Below are 16035 nucleotides of genomic sequence, written 5' to 3'. Positions count from 1 at the left end.
ATTTAACCCTTCTCCAAGTCGAGGAAAGGCCCTTTCCTCCCCCTGGCCTCCCTCCTGGCCCACCTCATGGCCCTGAAGTACTCGTCCTCAGCCAAAAGCTCGTTGAGCAGGTCCTCCAGCTTCCAGGTGAGCGAGGTTTCCGTCGTGGTGGCGAAGATGACCCTCCCTAGGTTGAGGGACTTAACGGATCGGATTACCTCCTTCAGCGTTTCGTTGTCGAGGCCGTGCATTATGAGGAACCTCATGAGGTGCCAGTAGCAGGAGCCGCTCAGCTTCTCGGCCTTTTCAACTATCTCACCCACCACCCAGTCCCGGCAGTACTCGGGAACCTCAAAGACCGGAACAGGAAGGGAATCTCTCAGCAGGCCGGCTTCATCAGGGCCGAAGCCCACCAAAAGTACCTTCCCCTTCATCTTACCAGCTCCTTTATCCTTGGCATGAGCTTTTCCATAGCCTGTCCGGCAGGACAGCGCAGGAAGACGTCTGCAATCGGCGTTATGCCGCTCTCCTCTGGGTTAATTTCGATGACCTTCCCCCCTGTCTCCTTGACTATCTGAGGAACGTAGGCGGCAGGGTAAACCACCCCGCTCGTCCCTATGACGAGAACAAGATCAGCCCTCTCCGCGAGCTTGAAAGCTTCGTCAAGCGCCTTTCTTGGGAGCGGTTCATTGAACCACACGACGTCGGGCCTCAGGAGAGAGCCGCAGCGCGGGCATCTCGGGAGTTCCTTCTCGGCCAGGAACTCCTCCAGTCTTCCACTCTCCTTCAGGTTCTCGCGGTAGGAGCAGGAGGTGCACCTAACGCGGAATATGTTGCCGTGGAGCTCGATGAGGTTTTTGGTTCCGGCCTCCCGGTGGAGGTCATCGACGTTCTGGGTGATGACGGCCTTCAGAATCCCCATCTCCTCAAGCTCCGCTAAGGCGTGGTGGGCGCTGTTCGGTCTGGCTTTCCTTATCAGGTTCATTCTCCACCTGTAGAGCTCCCAGACGAGGTGAGGGTCCTTCTCAAAGGCCTCTGGCGTTGCCAGCTCCTCCGGGCGATGCTTTTTCCATAGCCCGTTGAAGCCTCTGAAGGTCGGCACCCCGCTTTCCGCGCTTATTCCGGCCCCGGTGAAGGCTATGGCGAACCTCGAACGGGCGAGAAGTTTTGCCGCCTCCTCTATCATGGTTGAATCTACTCGGCGCTCCTTAAAAATCCTGCCCAGGGCTTTGGTGCCTTGCGTTGCCGGCCGAATAATCTTTGAAATTACCTTCACATTTTCGTGCGAGGGTTTAAATTGTATTCATCGGAACATTGAGCGGTGAGGAAAAAATGCCCGTGAGCGATGGGGTTCCGCGTAAAAAGGTCACCACATCACACGGCCGCTACTACGCCGAGAGGCAGGCCCTGGCGAGGAGGAAAAAGCTCCGCAGAAAGGCCGCGCTCATACAGCTCATGAGGAAGAGGAAGTGCGCGGTCGCGCTGAGAACGACAACGATAAGGGTCGAGAAGGCCAGAATCTCAAAGAACGAAGCCCTGGCAATACTGGTCGGGACGCAGATAGGTGCCGGCGTTCTTGGCCTCCCCTACGCCGCCAGCAAGGTCGGCCTCGTCCCGGCCCTCGGCGTGCTGACCGGCGTCATGCTCCTCATGCTAGCGACGGCCTTCATAGTGTTAAGGTTCAGTGCCGAGATGAACGGGGCCCAGATGAGCACGATAGCCCAGAGAACCCTTGGAAAGGCCGGCGGTTGGCTGATGTACTTGAGCATCTTCATAATGAGCTTCGGGGCGATTTTAGCTTACATAGCGGGAATGGGGAGTGTCTTCGCGAGCCTCTTTGGAGTCAGCGACACCATCGGCGCGGCGGTGTTCTGGGTCCTCGCTTCCTTCGTTGTCTACCGCGGCCTCGAGGCGAGCGGAAGGACGGAGCTGATAATGAGCTACATCATGCTCGCCCTCTTCATAGGGGTCACCCTGATGCTCGTTCCCCACGCCGAGCTTGAGAACGGCCTCTACACAGACCTCGGGGGACTGCTCAGCATAACGGGCGTCGCCATCTTCGCCCTCGGCTGCCACACGATAATTCCGGACGTCTACAAGGGGCTGGGGAGCTACGAGGAAACGAAGAAGGTGCTCGTGCTGGCCTTCCTGATTTCAACCGCGATATACGCGGTCTTCATGGCGGCGTTCCTGCTGGTCTTCGGGAGGGAAACCCCGGAGATAGCGACCCAGGGGCTTGAGCTGCTCTACGGTCACCTCGGGAGGGTGATCGGAAACCTCATACCGCTCCTCGCGATAACCACGAGCTACATCGGCATAGCCCTCGCACAGCAGAGCAACACCGAGGAGTTCGTGAAGCTGAGGAAGCCCGTGGCGTGGGCCCTGACCGTCGTTCCCCCGGCCCTGGTTTACTTCGCCGGCGTCAGGAACTTCGCCGACGTTTTAGCTTTTGCAGGGGACACCGGCGACATGCTGGCGTTCATAGTGCTGCCGATACTGATGTGGCTCGCGGCGAAGCTCCGCCGCTGAGCCCTCCCCTTTTTCAAAAGGGTCCACCACCGTTCCCGCTCCGTCACTGTGCTGCCCATTTCTGTACACGTGAACAAATGCGGTAAGATTTATATTTCCAGCGCTCAAATCCCCATCGAGGTGTTTCCCATGGCTGAAGGATACAGGGCATACCGCGACAGGGTTTTGAACTTTATTGAGGAGCACGAGAACTGGAGGAGCCACACGATAAACCTCATCGCGAGCGAGAACGTAACTTCCCCGACCGTCACCAGGGCAGTCGCGAGCGGCTTCATGCACAAGTACGCCGAGGGCTGGCCGAAGGCCCGCTACTACCAGGGGTGCAAGTACATTGACGAGGTCGAGCTGATTGGTGTTGAGCTCTTCACCAAGCTCTTCCAGAGTGACTTCGCCGACCTCAGGCCGATTTCCGGAACCAACGCCAACCAGGCGGTCTTCTTCGGCCTCACCCAGCCGGGAGACAAGGCAATAGTTCTTCACACCAGCCATGGAGGCCATATAAGCCACATGCCCTTCGGTGCCGCCGGAATGCGCGGCCTTGAGGTCCACACCTGGCCCTTCGACAACGAGGAGTTCAACATCGACGTTGACAAGGCCGAGAAGCTCATACGCGAGCTCGAGCCCAAGATAGTCGTCTTCGGCGGCTCGCTCTTCCCGTTCCCGCACCCGGTCAAGGAGCTCGCGCCGGTTGCGAAGGAGGTCGGCGCCTACGTCATGTACGACGGTGCCCACGTTCTTGGACTTATAGCCGGCAAGCAGTTCCAGGACCCGCTCCGCGAGGGCGCTGACATAATCACCGCCTCCACCCACAAGACCTTCCCGGGACCACAGGGCGGTGTCATAATCTACAAGCGCTTTGGAGAGACCGAGGAGATAGCCAAGCTCCAGTGGGCCATCTTCCCGGGAGTGCTTAGCAACCACCACCTCCACCACATGGCCGGAAAGACCCTCACCGCGGCCGAGATGCTAGAGTACGGTGAGAAGTACGCGGCCCAGGTCGTCAAGAACGCCAAGGCCCTGGCCGAGGCTCTGGCAGAGGAGGGCTTCAAGGTCATCGGTGAGGACAAGGGCTACACCGAGAGCCACCAGGTCATCGTTGACGTCAGCGACCTCCACGAGGCCGCTGGGGGCTGGGCGGCGCCACTCCTTGAGGAGGCCGGCATAATCCTCAACAAGAACCTCCTGCCCTGGGACCCGCTTGAGAAGGTCGAGAAGCCGAGCGGCCTGCGCATAGGCGTCCAGGAGATGACCCGCGTTGGAATGATGGAGGACGACATGAAAGAGATTGCCAGGTTCATTCGCCGCGTCCTCATCGACAGGGAAGATCCGAAGAAGGTCGAGCGCGACGTCTTCTACTTCAGGCAGAACTTCCAGAAGGTCTACTACTCCTTCGACTACGGGCTCCCGCTCAGGGAGTGATCTTTTCTTTTCTCACTTCAACTCCGCTTGAAGCGTTGGCAACCGTTAAAAGCTCCTCAGCGTACCTTTTCCAGGTGATGCCGTGTGAGGAAGGTTCTCCCGGTCCTGCTGGTAGTCCTACTGATTCCCCTCGGGTACTACATAGCCTCGAGCGGTGAAAGCGGGAGTGATGGAGCGCGAAATCTCCCGAACGGTGAAGGAATCGTTCTGAAGCTCGACAAGAGCAGCTACACCCCCAGCGACGTGATGACCCTCACGGTCATCAACAACGCCAACACTAACGCCACCACGAGCTACCCCATCAGCCTCTACCGCCTGGAGAACGGCGAGTGGAAGGAAGTCCCGGTCGATTTGATGTTCATCGAAGTGGCGGTCGTGATAAAGCCCGGAGAGAAGTGGGAGCAGCGGGTCAAGCTCTCGGACCTGGGCCTCGAACCGGGTCATTACAGGGTAGTCAAGACGGTCATATTGGAAAACGTGACCGTCAAGGCCGGGGCTGAGTTCGACGTCGTCTCCGGCTGACTGGCAAAACTTTTTATTCTCCTCCCACATACCCAACCCCCGGCTAAAGGGGGGAGAAAGATGAAGTTCTGTCCGAAGTGCGGCAACTTAATGCTCCCTGACAGGAAGAGGAAGGTCTGGGTCTGCCGCTCGTGTGGCCACGAGGAACCCTTTGACGAGCAGAAGGACCGGGAGAAGACCAGAATAACCCAGAAGGTCGAGCACAAACCCGACGAGGGAATCATAGTGGTCGAGCAGGACGTCAAGACCCTGCCGACGACCAAGGTCACCTGCCCGAAGTGCGGCAATGACACGGCCTACTGGTGGGAGATGCAGACGAGGGCCGGGGACGAGCCGAGCACGATATTCTACAAGTGCACCAAGTGCGGCCACGTCTGGAGGGCCTACGAGTGAGCGGGAAGGAGCTTGAGCGTGAGACCCTCAGGAAGCTCGCGGAAAAGGCCCTGAAGGAACTTGAGGAGGCCTACAGAAGGATACCCGACACCGACAACGGAAAAGCTTATTTATTCCGCGGAAAAGAGAGGGTTAGGCTGATGCTCAACATATTAAAGGAGGGGTAAAGATGCCGTTCGAGATAGTTTTTGACGGTGCCAAGGACTTTGCCGATCTCATAGCCACCGCGAGCAACCTCATCGACGAGGCGGCTTTCAAGATAACCGAGGAAGGTATAAGCATGCGCGCGATGGACCCGAGCAGGGTCGTTCTCATCGACCTAAATCTCCCGGAGAGCATCTTCTCCAAGTACGAGGTGGAGGAAGAGGAAACTATAGGAATCAACATGGACCACTTCAAGAAGATACTCAAGCGTGGCAAGAACAAGGACACGCTCATTCTCAGAAAGGGCGACGAGAACTTCCTTGAGATTACCTTCGAGGGAACGGCAAAGAGAACCTTCAAGCTCCCGCTTATCGAGGTTGAGGAGCTCGAGCTCGACCTTCCGGAGCTTCCCTTCACCGCCAAGGTCGTCGTCCTCGGAGAGGTTCTCAAGGAGGCCGTCAAGGACGCTTCCCTCGTCAGCGATGCCATGAAGTTCATAGCCACCGAGAACGAGTTCGTTATGAAGGCCGAAGGCGAAACCAACGAGGTCGAGATTAAGCTCACCCTTGAGGACGAAGGCCTGCTCGACCTTGAGGTTGAGGAGGAAACCAGGAGCGCCTACGGAATCAGCTACCTGGCCGACATGATTAAGGGCATCGGCAAGGCAGACGAGGTGATAATCCGCTTCGGCAACGAGATGCCCCTCCAGATGGAGTACCCAATAAGGGACGAGGGCAGGCTGATATTCCTCCTCGCTCCGCGCGTCGAGGAGTGATTTCTTTTCCTTTTCTCTGAGGTGGTGGCATGGACATCGTCAAGCTCAGGGAACTGCTGGAGGCCGAGCTTTCATCTCCGGACCTCACGGAGCTGGACGAGGAGTTCTACCGCGAGTTCGACAGCCTGATAAAGGCCCTCAAGCTAAGCGCCGAGAGCTCCAGGGAGAGAGGTGAAGACATAGAGGAGAAGCTTTACTTGGCCCAGCTCAAAATCGCCGAGGAGCTGATGCGCGAGATCATCAAAATCAGGCTCCATAAAATCGTTGATCTGGCCGTCGAGGGCGTTCCGGGTGAACTGACGTCCGAAGAGCGGAAGGTGTTCGCGGTTCTCAGGGCCTTCGTCGAGCGCGAGGAGGTGCCGGGGGAGGTTCCAGAGGAGCAGGCAGAGGTCCCAGTTGAGACGGCGGAGCGTGAGCTTCCGCAGAAGAGGGTTCCAGGTGAGGCCTACATCATCAAGCTCGACCTGCCCAGAATACTCGACCCCGAGATGCGGGAGCACGGTCCCTTCAAGGCCGGCGACCTGGTGGTGCTCCCCAGGAGCATCGGCAGGGTTCTCGTCGAGAGGGACGCGGCAGAGAGGATAAAAATCGCCCCGTGATGAAGATGCCCTTCTCCGCCTGCATGCGGGACTGCTACGACACCTGTTCGATGGTGAGCGAGCTTAAGGACGGAAGGCTCAAGGTTAGGGGCAATCCGGAGCACCCCGTAACGGCCGGCTTCCTCTGCCCCAAGGGCGCGCTTCTCCCCAAATGGTTCCACGCTGGGGACAGGCTCAAAGTTCCGCTCATCAGAACCGGGGAGCGCGGGAGCGGAGAGTTTAGAGAGGTTGGCTGGGAGGAAGCCATAAAACTGGTGGCGGAAAAGTTAAGGGAGACCATAAGTGAACACGGAAGCGAGAGCGTTCTCGTTTACCAGTACGCTGGCGATAGGGGCGTTGTTAACTACGCCTTCCCGCTCAGGCTCTTCCACTACCTGAACGCCTCGACACTCGACTATGGAATCTGCGATAGAGCTGGGCAAGAAGCACTTAAGGACGTCTATGGAACCGCCGTTGGGCTCGACCCGGAGGAACTCAAAAACCAGAGGCTAATCGTTTACTGGGGGATAAACGCCTTCTGGACGAACCTGCACGGCTTCATGCTGGCGAAGCGGCACGGACTTGAAATCTGGACGGTCGATGTTGTGAGAACCGAAACCGCCAGGCGCTCACACAGGTTTTATCAAATAAAGCCAGACACCGATGTTCTCTTTGCCCTCGCGGTTGCGAAGGTCATCATCGAGGAGGGGCTTTACGACAAAGCCTTCGTCCGCGAGAACGTTTACGGCTTTAAAGAATTCAATGATTATGTAAAAACACTATCGCTTGATTATGTAAGCAGAGAAACGGGACTGGACGTTGAAACGATCGAGACCTTCGCGAGGGAATTTGCCGAGAAGAGGGGCGTAATTCACATCGGCTACGGCTTCCAGCGCTCCCTGGCTGGAGGAGAGGCCGTGAGGGCGATTTCGATTCTCCCCGCGCTGGTAGGGCACCGCTTTGGCTTCATCTACGACATGAAGACGATAGACAAAAGCTACGCTGAAGGAAAATTCCTCAGAACGAAGCCCGCCAGGAGAATCCCCCAGATGAAGCTGGCCGAGTACATCGAGCGGGGAGAGATTAAGTTCCTCTACGTCTACAACTCCAACCCCCTCGCAAGCCTGCCGAACCAGAACAGGCTGAGAAGGGCCTTGAGGGAGAATGACATCTTCGTGGTCACGCACGACATCTTTCTCACAGATACCGCCCTCTACTCGGACGTGGTGCTGCCGGCAAACACATTCTTCGAGCGCCTTGACATAGTGGACAGCTACTACCACCGCCACGTGGCCCTAAATGAACCGGTTGCGAGGCTTCACGGGAAGAGTAACAGCGAGGTGACGAGACTCCTCGCGAGAGCCCTGGGGATTGAAAATCCATGCCTCTACGAGAGCGACGAGGAGGTCGTTAGAAAAGTCCTCGAAATTAACGGCCTGAGCTGGGAGGAGCTTACGGCTAAGGGTTTCGTCAAAGTTCCAGAGAGGCCGAGGAAGTGGGAAACGCCGAGCGGGAAGATCGAGTTCTACTCCCGGAGAGCGATGGAGAGGGGCTTAAACCCCTTCCCCGAGTACAGGAAGTTCGAAGGAAAGTATCCGCTCAGGCTTCTCACGCCAACCTACCGAATGACGATAACGAGCCAGTACCACAACACCTACAACATGATTGACCCGAACCTCTACATCAACCCGGCCGACGCAAAGGAGAGGGGAATAGGCGACGGTGACACTGTCGAGGTCTTCAACGACCACGGCAGGATAAAAACGACGGCAAGGCTCAGCGGGGACGTTCCACCAAAGGTGGTCCTGCTCTACAAAGCATTCTGGGTAAAGCTTCTCGGCTGGAACGCCAATTTCCTGACGGCCGATGACACCGTAGAAAAGTACGGAAACGGCTCGGCGTATCATTCAACCTGGGTCGATGTCAGGAAGGTTTGAGGCAAAAATAGATTTTTTCTTCGAGATTTTTGACAAATGCTGTTAGGTCTGTTTTTCAGAGTGACAACCAATGAAGGGCATTCTTTGCAGTCCTAACGCGGGCCTCTTAAGCTGTATGGATATTCGACAAAAAATTGCCCGTTAGACGAACCGAAAGGTTTATATATTCGAACCGATGAGGTTTATAGTGAAGACGACACACAAAAAGGAAGAGGTGATGTAAGATGGTCGTCATAGGAGAAAAGTTCCCAGAGGTCGAGGTCAAGACCACCCACGGAGTGATAAAGCTCCCGGACTACTTCGCCGAGAAGGGCAAGTGGTTCATACTCTTCAGCCACCCGGCTGACTTCACCCCGGTCTGCACGACCGAGTTCTACGCGATGCAGAAGCGCGTTGAGGAGTTCAGGAAGCTCGGCGTCGAGCCCATCGGGCTGAGCGTTGATCAGGTCTTCAGCCACCTCAAGTGGATGGAGTGGATCAAGGAGAACCTCGGAGAGGAGATAACCTTCCCGGTCATAGCGGACGACCGCGGTGACCTCGCCGAGGCCCTCGGCATGATCCCGAGCGGCGCCACCATTACAGCGAGGGCCGTCTTCGTCGTCGACGACAAGGGCGTCATAAGGGCCATCGTCTACTACCCGGCCGAGGTCGGGAGGGACTGGGACGAGATACTCAGGCTCGTCAAGGCCCTCAAGACCAGCGACGAGAAGGGCGTCGCCCTGCCGCACAAGTGGCCCAACAACGAGCTCATCGGCGACCGCGCCATCGTCCCGCCCGCGGCCAGCGTTGAGGAGATCAAGGCCAGGGAAGAGGCCAAGGCCAAGGGCGAGATCGAGTGCTACGACTGGTGGTTCTGCCACAAGAAGATTTGAAGGGCTTTTGCCCTTCGTTTTCTGTTCTCTGTTTTGGATTCTATTCCGTCACGTTTAAATGTGTCTTTGTAGCTGTTTACAATTAATAAAGGTTATGCCATTTAAACTGAAACAATTTTAGTTCGGCACAACATGAAAAATTTATAAAAACTTCTGTCAATAGAGATATTTGAGCGGTGTCATGAAAAAACTTTTCGTATTGCTGTCCATAGTTCTACTATTGGGAGGTGCTGTCTCCGGGGCAGCAGTGTACAACATCCCCATAGACTCCAGGGAGTATCTTGGAGCAAAAGTTGAATACAAGCGGAGCTTCATATTCGGCCCCAGCCTTGAGATTGGGCTTCCAGAGAAAGGATATGGAATAGTTACAGCGTCCCTTTTGCTCCCCAACGGCTCTCTGATGGAGCTCGGGATCTTCTCAGGGCAGGATAAGATAAGAATAAACTACGGCCAGCTCACCAAAGCAATGAAACTCTGGGCCTCCCACCTGAAGGACGCCAAGCTTGAGCCCGGCGCGGTATCTCCTTCTCTGCTACTTGTGGGTACCCTCAGAGATGAAAACGATAACGTGAGATACTTTATAAAAGCGGTACCAATCAATGTGAAAAAAGTGCTCGACAAGAGGAGCATTCAGGTAAAACTACCCAGAGGAAGCTCCAAAACCCTTTACAACAGAGCCCGGATAGAGGATAAGCTCAAATCCATAAAACCTCAAAAGATTAAGAGCAAGGACATTCCAGCAACCACCGAAAACTGGCCACCAAACTTTGACCATGACCAGTGCTACTGGAAGTGCGATCCATGGACGGGATCCTGCTACCAGGTCTGCCTTGTATGGAAATTAGAGCAGGTCCTAGTCTCAAAGTCTAACACGGTCATACCACTCGCCGCGTTCCAAGTTACTGGAGATACCAATGCGATAAACGCGGTCACTATTACAGCAACGTACAAACAAAAAACTACTCAAAGTCTAGAACTTGTCTTTTCTGCCGCTGCCGCTGTAGAAAGGGGAGGTAGTGCTTCTTCCATGGAAGCGGAGATAATAGGGTTCTCACACACGACTAACACAAGATACCTGAATATTCCCGAATCATACGTCCGGATCTGGGGATCAAGAATTGACAGCCCCTCTGTGATAGGAGCGGGAATTAGAGGCACTGTCATACTGGCAAAATACAGACTCTACTGGTGGGACGGTCTTGTTTACCAAAAGCTTGATGACGTTGCATATGTAATTCTTGGAAAGCCAGACGAAGGAGATATGACTCTCCAAGGATTCGTAGAGAGCGGCTGGTCGAGTCAGTATGGTGGTGTAATAAGAAAAACAATGTGGTTTGTCCATGAGTACTGGGAACCATCAACTTACGAAAAGGGTCAGGGAGGATTAGTCAGATCCGACATAAATTTTGTGTCCTCAACCGATACAGTTCCCCTCTTCTCGGCATCAGCGGTGGCACTTGGAACTCTCAGCTACAACAATCTTGAAATTGCACCCTTTGTGATGGCAATAGGAGTGGGGTTCAATACGGACAGTACACAGTTCTCGCTGATCCACCTTGACTTGCAGCTAAAAGAGGAGTATAAGAACCAGTACGTGGACGGAACGTTCTATTCAAGTAAAGTTAAGTTCCAATACAACGGTAACGACTACAGTCTGGCGGGTATGTACGGAGACATCTATATCCACAGCAACGGAAGCTTGCCCCCATGCGATCCAAGAACAGGAATATGTCCAACTTCCAACAATTTGGGAAGACAATGATTCCCATTTATTTCTCCTTTTCCCCCATAATGTTCAAAATGCTTCTTACAAAAGTGGTTCTGCCACAAGAAGCTCGAGTGAGCTTCTTCCTCCCAATTCGTTTCTCTTCTTACGCTCCACGGAACCAAACCACAAGGAAGGAACCCGTCATCGCCATTGCGTAGGCCACCGGCTTCAATGTCAGACAGCTCCCTTCAGGCACCTTTGAAAGTTCCGATGCAAATACGACACTTATGAAAGTCAGGTATATCCCGATCCGAAACAGTGCTTTGTTCGCATTGAGTCCGCTCCTTGCCCCAAGCCCCGCGAGATAAGCGATCAACACCATCAAAGTTAATGAAATCCATTTGCTGATTCTTCCCATTGCTTCATAACAGTCGGGAACGTTGCACGTTGTTGTAAAACCGTGCGGATCTATCCACGTGCCATTAGAGGGACATTGCTTTGGTTCCTGGGAATAGACAAGTGTGATCAGGCCTGAAAAAAAGATAGTGAGAATCAGAAGTTCGATAATTTTTCTCTTAAATGTCTGCATACCCCTCCCCCAGCGCTGATCGATAACAACAATGCTCTGGGAGTTCCCCAGTCTAACCTTTGGTAGTGTTCTCTTTATATGACTTTCCCGTAGTATTCTGTTATTCCAGCAGCAGTTTTGCTGGCTGTTTAAATCAAAACCGAAGTAAACACGTGAAGATGAACGCTCCCTGGGTCTCAAAGCACCCTCCTCCGGAAGAGTACCACCAGCGGGACCAGCCAGGCCAGATGCACGAGCACCGCCATCGGGAAATCGCTGCAGTCGTTTAGGGCTATGCCCTCGAAGACCCTGTACGTCCAGTACGTCGGCAAAAACGCCGTGAGCTTGCTCCAGTCCGTTGAGAGATCCCTCCAGAGGACAACGAGCTTTACCGCCACCGGAAGGATCAGGAGCCAGCCGAGAATCTTGGAGACTGTGATAGCCTGCATTCTGGATTCGGCGAAGATGGTTATCAGCAGTCCATAGATCCAGACCTCCAGCAGGAAGAGAACGGCTAGAGCCAGAACTCCCTTCCAGGGAATCTCCATGTCGAGAACATGAGGCGCTATCACCGTAAAGGCTACGGTCACCAGCGAAGCCCACGTGAGCCTGTAAACAAGGAACGCCTCGCTCGATATGGGAATCACCCGCAGTGCCTGTACCGTCTTCTCCTCCTTCTCGTCGGCCATCATGAAGCCGGGAATCATGCCGAATATCATGGGTATGAATATCAGCACGAAGAGAGCTATCCCGTAGTAAAGCTCGCCCATGCGATCCTTGAAATAGCGGACGATGAAGAGGAGCACCAAAGTCATCCCCACGCTGTATAGTAGCATGGGGTCCCTGCGGAGCAGTTTGAGGTCGGTCCTGTATATGGCAGCGAATTTTCGCACAAAGCTCATCTCAACCCCTCCACTGCGTACCTGTAAAAGCGAACCCTTGCGAGGTAATACACCACGATACCCCATACCATCAGACCAAGCGCCGACCACAGAAGGTTTTCCGCCGAAACCCCTCCGAAGGGGGCGCTGAAGAAGTAGATGGCAGGATAACTGGGGACGGCATAGAGAACCTTCCATATCTCGCCCGTTAAATAGCCGTGGTAGTGGGCGAAGGGGAGAAGGGAAAGGGCCATGACCCCGAGGAGGGGGACGAAATAGTCGTCCAGGTCGCGGTATTTGGCGGAGACCGCGATTCCTAGGAGGGTATAAACGGCTGAAACCAGCAACGTGCCGGCCAAGACGTAGGGCAGCCCGTCAAGGGAGCGGGTTCCAAGGACAAATATAAGCGCCCCCGCGAGGAGGGAAACCAGCGCCATGAGGAGTGTCTTTGCTAAAACGTAGCTCCTCCAGTCGAGCGGTGTAACCGCCAGAGCGCCTATCGTTCCGTCTTTCTTCTCCGCGAAGATGGCCGTACCGACGAAGGTGAAGCCGACCATCCCGGGCTCAAGGAGCAGGAAAAGGGGAACGACGGTTGAGCGGTACCCCTCTGGAAACACCATCACCATAAGGCCATAAGCTAAAGCCATGAGCAGGTATATCGGATAGACGTAGCCCCTCGTTCCAACCTTCAGGTCGAGCCTCACCAGCTGACTTATCATACGAGCCTCCTCCCCGTGACCTTCAGGAAGATGTCCTCGAGTGTCGGTTCTTCAGTGTTTATGCGCCTTATCTCATGCTCCCGCAGGATTCTCAGGAACTCCTCGTTTCCTCCAAGGTTCTCAAGCGGGAACTCGGCGGTCCTCACATCACCGCTGGCCACATACTCGATCTTGATCAGGCGCTTACCCATCCTCACCTTCAGCTCGCCCGGATTTCCAACGAGGACTATCTTTCCGTCCACAATGAACGCAACCCTGTCGCAGAGCTCATCGGCGACGTACATGTTGTGGGTGGTCAGGAAGACGGTCTTCCCGCTTTCACGCATCTCAAGGAGCAGGTCTTTTATCCTCCTTGCGCTCGCCGGGTCGAGACCCTCTAAGGGTTCATCGAGGAAGAGGATTTCCGGATCCGGGAGCAGAGCCCTCGCCAGATCGAGCTTCTTCTTCATTCCCTTGGAAAAGCCGGAGACGAGTTTATCTGCCTCGTTTTCAAGCCCGACAACCTTGAGAACCTCCAGGGGGTCGAGGTGCTTTCTGTAAAAGCTCGCAAAGAACTCAAGGTTTTCGAGGGCAGTGAGACGTGAGTAAACGGCAGGAAACTCGAAGGAGACGCCGATTCTGTTGTAGTACTCCTTCCCCCATTCGCGGAGGTTCCTTCCAAGGATTTTGACGGTCCCTTCATAGTCCCTCAGGATTTTCACCAGAATTTTGACGGTCGTGGTCTTCCCAGCCCCGTTAGGACCAAGGAACCCGTAGATTTCACCCCTCTCGACGGAGAAGCTCAGACCATCAACGCCCCTAACTTCTCCGTAGTACTTCCTAACGTTCTCAACCTCTATGACGGGCATGGTTTCACCTATTGGTTAACTGGAAGTTCAGGTAGTTATAGGTAACCCCGCACATGTGCGGTTATTTGAGGGTCTCGTCGAGGAGCCTCTTAAGCCCCTTCCTCAGGTGCTCCTTCACCGTTGAGGGGCTGAGGTTCAGCATCTCCGCCAGCTCCCGCAAAGTGACCTTCCGGGGCTCGTCGAAGTAGCCGCTCTTGTAAGCCAGGAGGAGAACCTCGGCCTGCCTTTTCGTCAGCTTTGAGAGGGGACTGCTCTCCGGTTCCGCCTCCTCAACGCTGATCACCCTCGCACCGTAGGCTTCACGAAATGTTCTCACCACTTCCCCAAGGAGCTCTTCCTCGCAGAGAACCGAAAGAATGCTCTCGTCCCCAACGAAGGTTCCGCTCTCAAAAATGACGAGGCCTTTCTTCTGAAGCTCGAAGAGCCTTTCCGCCTGCTCCCTCTGGGGTTCAAGGGAGGCGCGGATGTAGAGCAGGTGCATACCATTCCTGGGAAAGGCCCTGACGTCCCTCACCTGGTGGAGCGCCCGCAACCGCTCGATGACCTTCTCAGGGGATTCCCGGAACTTGACTTCCACCAGCTTGATGACATCGGTGTCTATGGTGAAGTAAGTGTCCCCGTAGGCCCACTCTATCGCTTCGAGGAGCCACTCAAGACCGGCAAAGAGATCCCCGTCGTAGGGTATCGCGATCTTCAGGCGCTTCATGACACTAGAACGACTATTCCCCTTATTGATTTATCGGAGGAACAAAGATCCGGACAACCACCAACATCTAGTTGCGAATGGTTTCAATAGCCGCAATCATGCCAGCAAGTTGTTACAAGCATCCGTCAGAAACAGAGGACTTTTATAGTTTGACTGCCTAGTGAAAGTGGTGAAAATCCATGAAACTCGATGCCCTCGACCTGAAGCTTATCTACCTCCTAATGGACAACTCCAGGTTGAGCGTCTCTTCCTCAGCTCGTCAGCCATCCCCTTGAGGAAAGGCCAGCCGCCGTAGAAGTACACCACCGCTGAGAGCGCAAACAGGACGTAGTGGTCGCCCGGAAAAGTCAGCTCAAAGCCGAAGAAGTTCTGTATCAGCGGCGAGAGGAGAAGTATCGGAACGGTGAGTATCGCAGAAACTGTGAACCTCCTCTTGAAGTCCTCCATCATCATTTCATGGTGCTTTGCATGAGAATGTCCCCCGTTATGGGGGGAGTGCCCTTCATGGGGGTGTTTTTTATGGGTTTTTTCCTCAGTCACGGCATTCACCTGAGCCAGTCCAAGCGTGAAACGTTAATAGACTTCTTATTCCCAAAATGGAAAACTCTCCCGGATAATGCTTGGAAATGTAACAAGTCCAAGCGAGGATCGTCCAACAACCCGGACCATCGAGTTTCGACGGGACGTTTCCGACCGATAAGGTTTTTACCCAATGGAAAGAACCTGCCATATTGGAGTGAGAAAAATGGGTGACGTCGTTGTTGAGCCAGCCAGGGGGACACCCGAAGAGGCGGAACACTTCTCAGAGCTCATGGAAATGTCCGCCCCCGAGTATTTTCCCGATTTGCTCGGAAGAAAGTTCAAGGAGCTCTTCAGGGCACTTTTCCTCGAAAAAGAAAACCTCTTCAGCCACGAGCACGTGATTTTTGCGGTCTATGAGCACCGAATAGCTGGAATGCTCCTGGGCTACGACTGGAAGGCCAAGGAAAGGGAGGAAAAGAGAACCGGCTGGCTGATGCTGAAAGCCCTCGGCTTCGACTTTTTAAGGCAGCTTCCAGCTTTCATAAGCGCCGCTTCCGGTTCAGGAAAGCTTGAGAAAGGGGACTATTACATCAGCAACGTCGCCGTTTACCCGGAATTCAGGGGAAAGGGCATCGGAAAGGCCCTCATGCTGAAGGCCGAAGAACTCGCCGGACAAAGCGGGGCGAGGAGAGTCGCACTGGACGTTGAAAAGGACAACGAGAACGCGATAAGGATATACAAACGGCTCGGCTACTCCGTTGAGAGAGAGCACTCCATCGAGCTCGGAGGGAGGAGGTACAGGTTCTACAGGATGACAAAACCACTGGAGAAAATAGAGTAGAGACGTGGATAACCGTTATTGTTCAAGACATTACGACCGAGTGTTTCTGACTAAAGACGGCGATCTTTGACTCCTTTTATAGTAGTAACATTTA

The 16035-nt window shown here is 54.5% G+C and carries 19 protein-coding genes; 11 read left to right on the top strand and 8 right to left on the bottom strand.

Features of this window, described 5'->3' with window-relative positions; genetic code table 11:
* Positions 1-2 precede the first annotated feature (2 nt).
* Both CL1_RS09650 and cobB read right to left on the bottom strand, forming a co-directional pair.
* Positions 3-413 (bottom strand): DUF3783 domain-containing protein, encoded by a 411-nt coding sequence (locus tag CL1_RS09650; RefSeq protein WP_014789698.1) that lies wholly within the window; start codon positions 411-413, stop codon positions 3-5.
* A complete protein-coding gene (cobB, locus tag CL1_RS09645) occupies positions 410-1165 on the bottom strand; it encodes an NAD-dependent protein deacetylase (protein ID WP_014789697.1) in 756 nt (251 codons plus the stop codon). The genes CL1_RS09650 and cobB overlap by 4 nt, the downstream gene beginning before the upstream one ends.
* 146 nt (positions 1166-1311) lie before the next feature.
* Here cobB and CL1_RS09640 point away from each other — a divergent pair, with 146 nt between their 5' ends.
* From CL1_RS09640 to CL1_RS09600, 10 genes are all read left to right on the top strand, one after another.
* Complete coding sequence (locus tag CL1_RS09640) at positions 1312-2508, top strand: aromatic amino acid transport family protein (RefSeq protein ID WP_014789696.1); 1197 nt, start codon at positions 1312-1314, stop codon at positions 2506-2508.
* Between the two features lie 129 nt (positions 2509-2637).
* Positions 2638-3927 carry a serine hydroxymethyltransferase gene (gene glyA / locus CL1_RS09635; protein WP_014789695.1) on the top strand — a complete coding sequence of 430 codons (1290 nt, stop codon included), beginning with the start codon at positions 2638-2640 and terminating at the stop codon, positions 3925-3927.
* A gap of 84 nt (positions 3928-4011) precedes the next feature.
* A complete protein-coding gene (locus CL1_RS09630) occupies positions 4012-4449 on the top strand; it encodes an immunoglobulin-like domain-containing protein (protein WP_014789694.1) in 438 nt (145 codons plus the stop codon).
* Between the two features lie 60 nt (positions 4450-4509).
* Positions 4510-4842: a transcription factor S gene (locus CL1_RS09625; RefSeq protein ID WP_014789693.1), complete on the top strand. Its 333-nt coding sequence runs from the start codon at positions 4510-4512 to the stop codon at positions 4840-4842.
* Positions 4839-5009, top strand: a complete 171-nt coding sequence (locus tag CL1_RS10785; protein WP_014789692.1) for a hypothetical protein — start codon at positions 4839-4841, stop codon at positions 5007-5009. Before CL1_RS09625 ends, CL1_RS10785 begins: the two co-directional genes overlap by 4 nt.
* Positions 5010-5011: 2 nt before the next feature.
* The gene (locus tag CL1_RS09620) at positions 5012-5761 is read left to right on the top strand and encodes a DNA polymerase sliding clamp (protein WP_014789691.1); all 750 of its coding nucleotides are present in this window, start codon (positions 5012-5014) and stop codon (positions 5759-5761) included.
* Between the two features lie 29 nt (positions 5762-5790).
* Complete coding sequence (locus tag CL1_RS09615) at positions 5791-6360, top strand: DNA replication complex subunit Gins51 (RefSeq protein ID WP_014789690.1); 570 nt, start codon at positions 5791-5793, stop codon at positions 6358-6360.
* Between the two features lie 5 nt (positions 6361-6365).
* Positions 6366-8276 carry a molybdopterin-dependent oxidoreductase gene (locus tag CL1_RS09610; RefSeq protein WP_014789689.1) on the top strand — a complete coding sequence of 637 codons (1911 nt, stop codon included), beginning with the start codon at positions 6366-6368 and terminating at the stop codon, positions 8274-8276.
* Between the two features lie 224 nt (positions 8277-8500).
* Entirely contained in the window at positions 8501-9148 is a 648-nt protein-coding gene (locus CL1_RS09605; RefSeq protein WP_014789688.1) for a peroxiredoxin, read from the top strand.
* Between the two features lie 169 nt (positions 9149-9317).
* Entirely contained in the window at positions 9318-10910 is a 1593-nt protein-coding gene (locus CL1_RS09600) for a hypothetical protein (protein WP_237266246.1), read from the top strand.
* 109 nt (positions 10911-11019) lie between these two features.
* On the opposite strand, the gene CL1_RS09595 is transcribed toward CL1_RS09600, so the two are convergent.
* The 6 genes from CL1_RS09595 to CL1_RS09570 all read right to left on the bottom strand — a co-directional run bounded on the left by CL1_RS09595 (position 11020) and on the right by CL1_RS09570 (position 15031).
* Positions 11020-11625, bottom strand: a complete 606-nt coding sequence (locus CL1_RS09595; RefSeq protein ID WP_148267307.1) for a hypothetical protein — start codon at positions 11623-11625, stop codon at positions 11020-11022.
* A complete protein-coding gene (locus tag CL1_RS09590; RefSeq protein WP_014789685.1) occupies positions 11622-12326 on the bottom strand; it encodes an ABC transporter permease in 705 nt (234 codons plus the stop codon). The genes CL1_RS09595 and CL1_RS09590 overlap by 4 nt, the downstream gene beginning before the upstream one ends.
* On the bottom strand, positions 12323-13024 hold the full coding sequence (locus CL1_RS09585; protein WP_014789684.1) for a fluoroquinolone export ABC transporter permease subunit: 702 nt from the start codon (positions 13022-13024) through the stop codon (positions 12323-12325). The genes CL1_RS09590 and CL1_RS09585 overlap by 4 nt, the downstream gene beginning before the upstream one ends.
* Positions 13021-13872 (bottom strand): ABC transporter ATP-binding protein, encoded by an 852-nt coding sequence (locus CL1_RS09580; RefSeq protein ID WP_014789683.1) that lies wholly within the window; start codon positions 13870-13872, stop codon positions 13021-13023. The genes CL1_RS09585 and CL1_RS09580 overlap by 4 nt, the downstream gene beginning before the upstream one ends.
* 61 nt (positions 13873-13933) lie before the next feature.
* The gene (locus CL1_RS09575; RefSeq protein ID WP_014789682.1) at positions 13934-14578 is read right to left on the bottom strand and encodes a helix-turn-helix domain-containing protein; all 645 of its coding nucleotides are present in this window, start codon (positions 14576-14578) and stop codon (positions 13934-13936) included.
* A 207-nt stretch (positions 14579-14785) separates the two neighbouring features.
* The gene (locus CL1_RS09570; protein WP_048152248.1) at positions 14786-15031 is read right to left on the bottom strand and encodes a hypothetical protein; all 246 of its coding nucleotides are present in this window, start codon (positions 15029-15031) and stop codon (positions 14786-14788) included.
* Between the two features lie 292 nt (positions 15032-15323).
* On the opposite strand from CL1_RS09570, the gene CL1_RS09560 reads away from it, so the two are divergent.
* Positions 15324-15941 carry a GNAT family N-acetyltransferase gene (locus CL1_RS09560; RefSeq protein WP_014789680.1) on the top strand — a complete coding sequence of 206 codons (618 nt, stop codon included), beginning with the start codon at positions 15324-15326 and terminating at the stop codon, positions 15939-15941.
* Positions 15942-16035: the final 94 nt, after the last annotated feature.

Origin of the sequence: Thermococcus cleftensis, assembly GCF_000265525.1 — an archaeon.
Classification (GTDB): Archaea; Methanobacteriota_B; Thermococci; order Thermococcales; family Thermococcaceae; genus Thermococcus; species Thermococcus cleftensis.
Note: the sequence above shows the minus strand (reverse complement) of the source record. Positions and strands in the feature narration are given on the sequence as shown.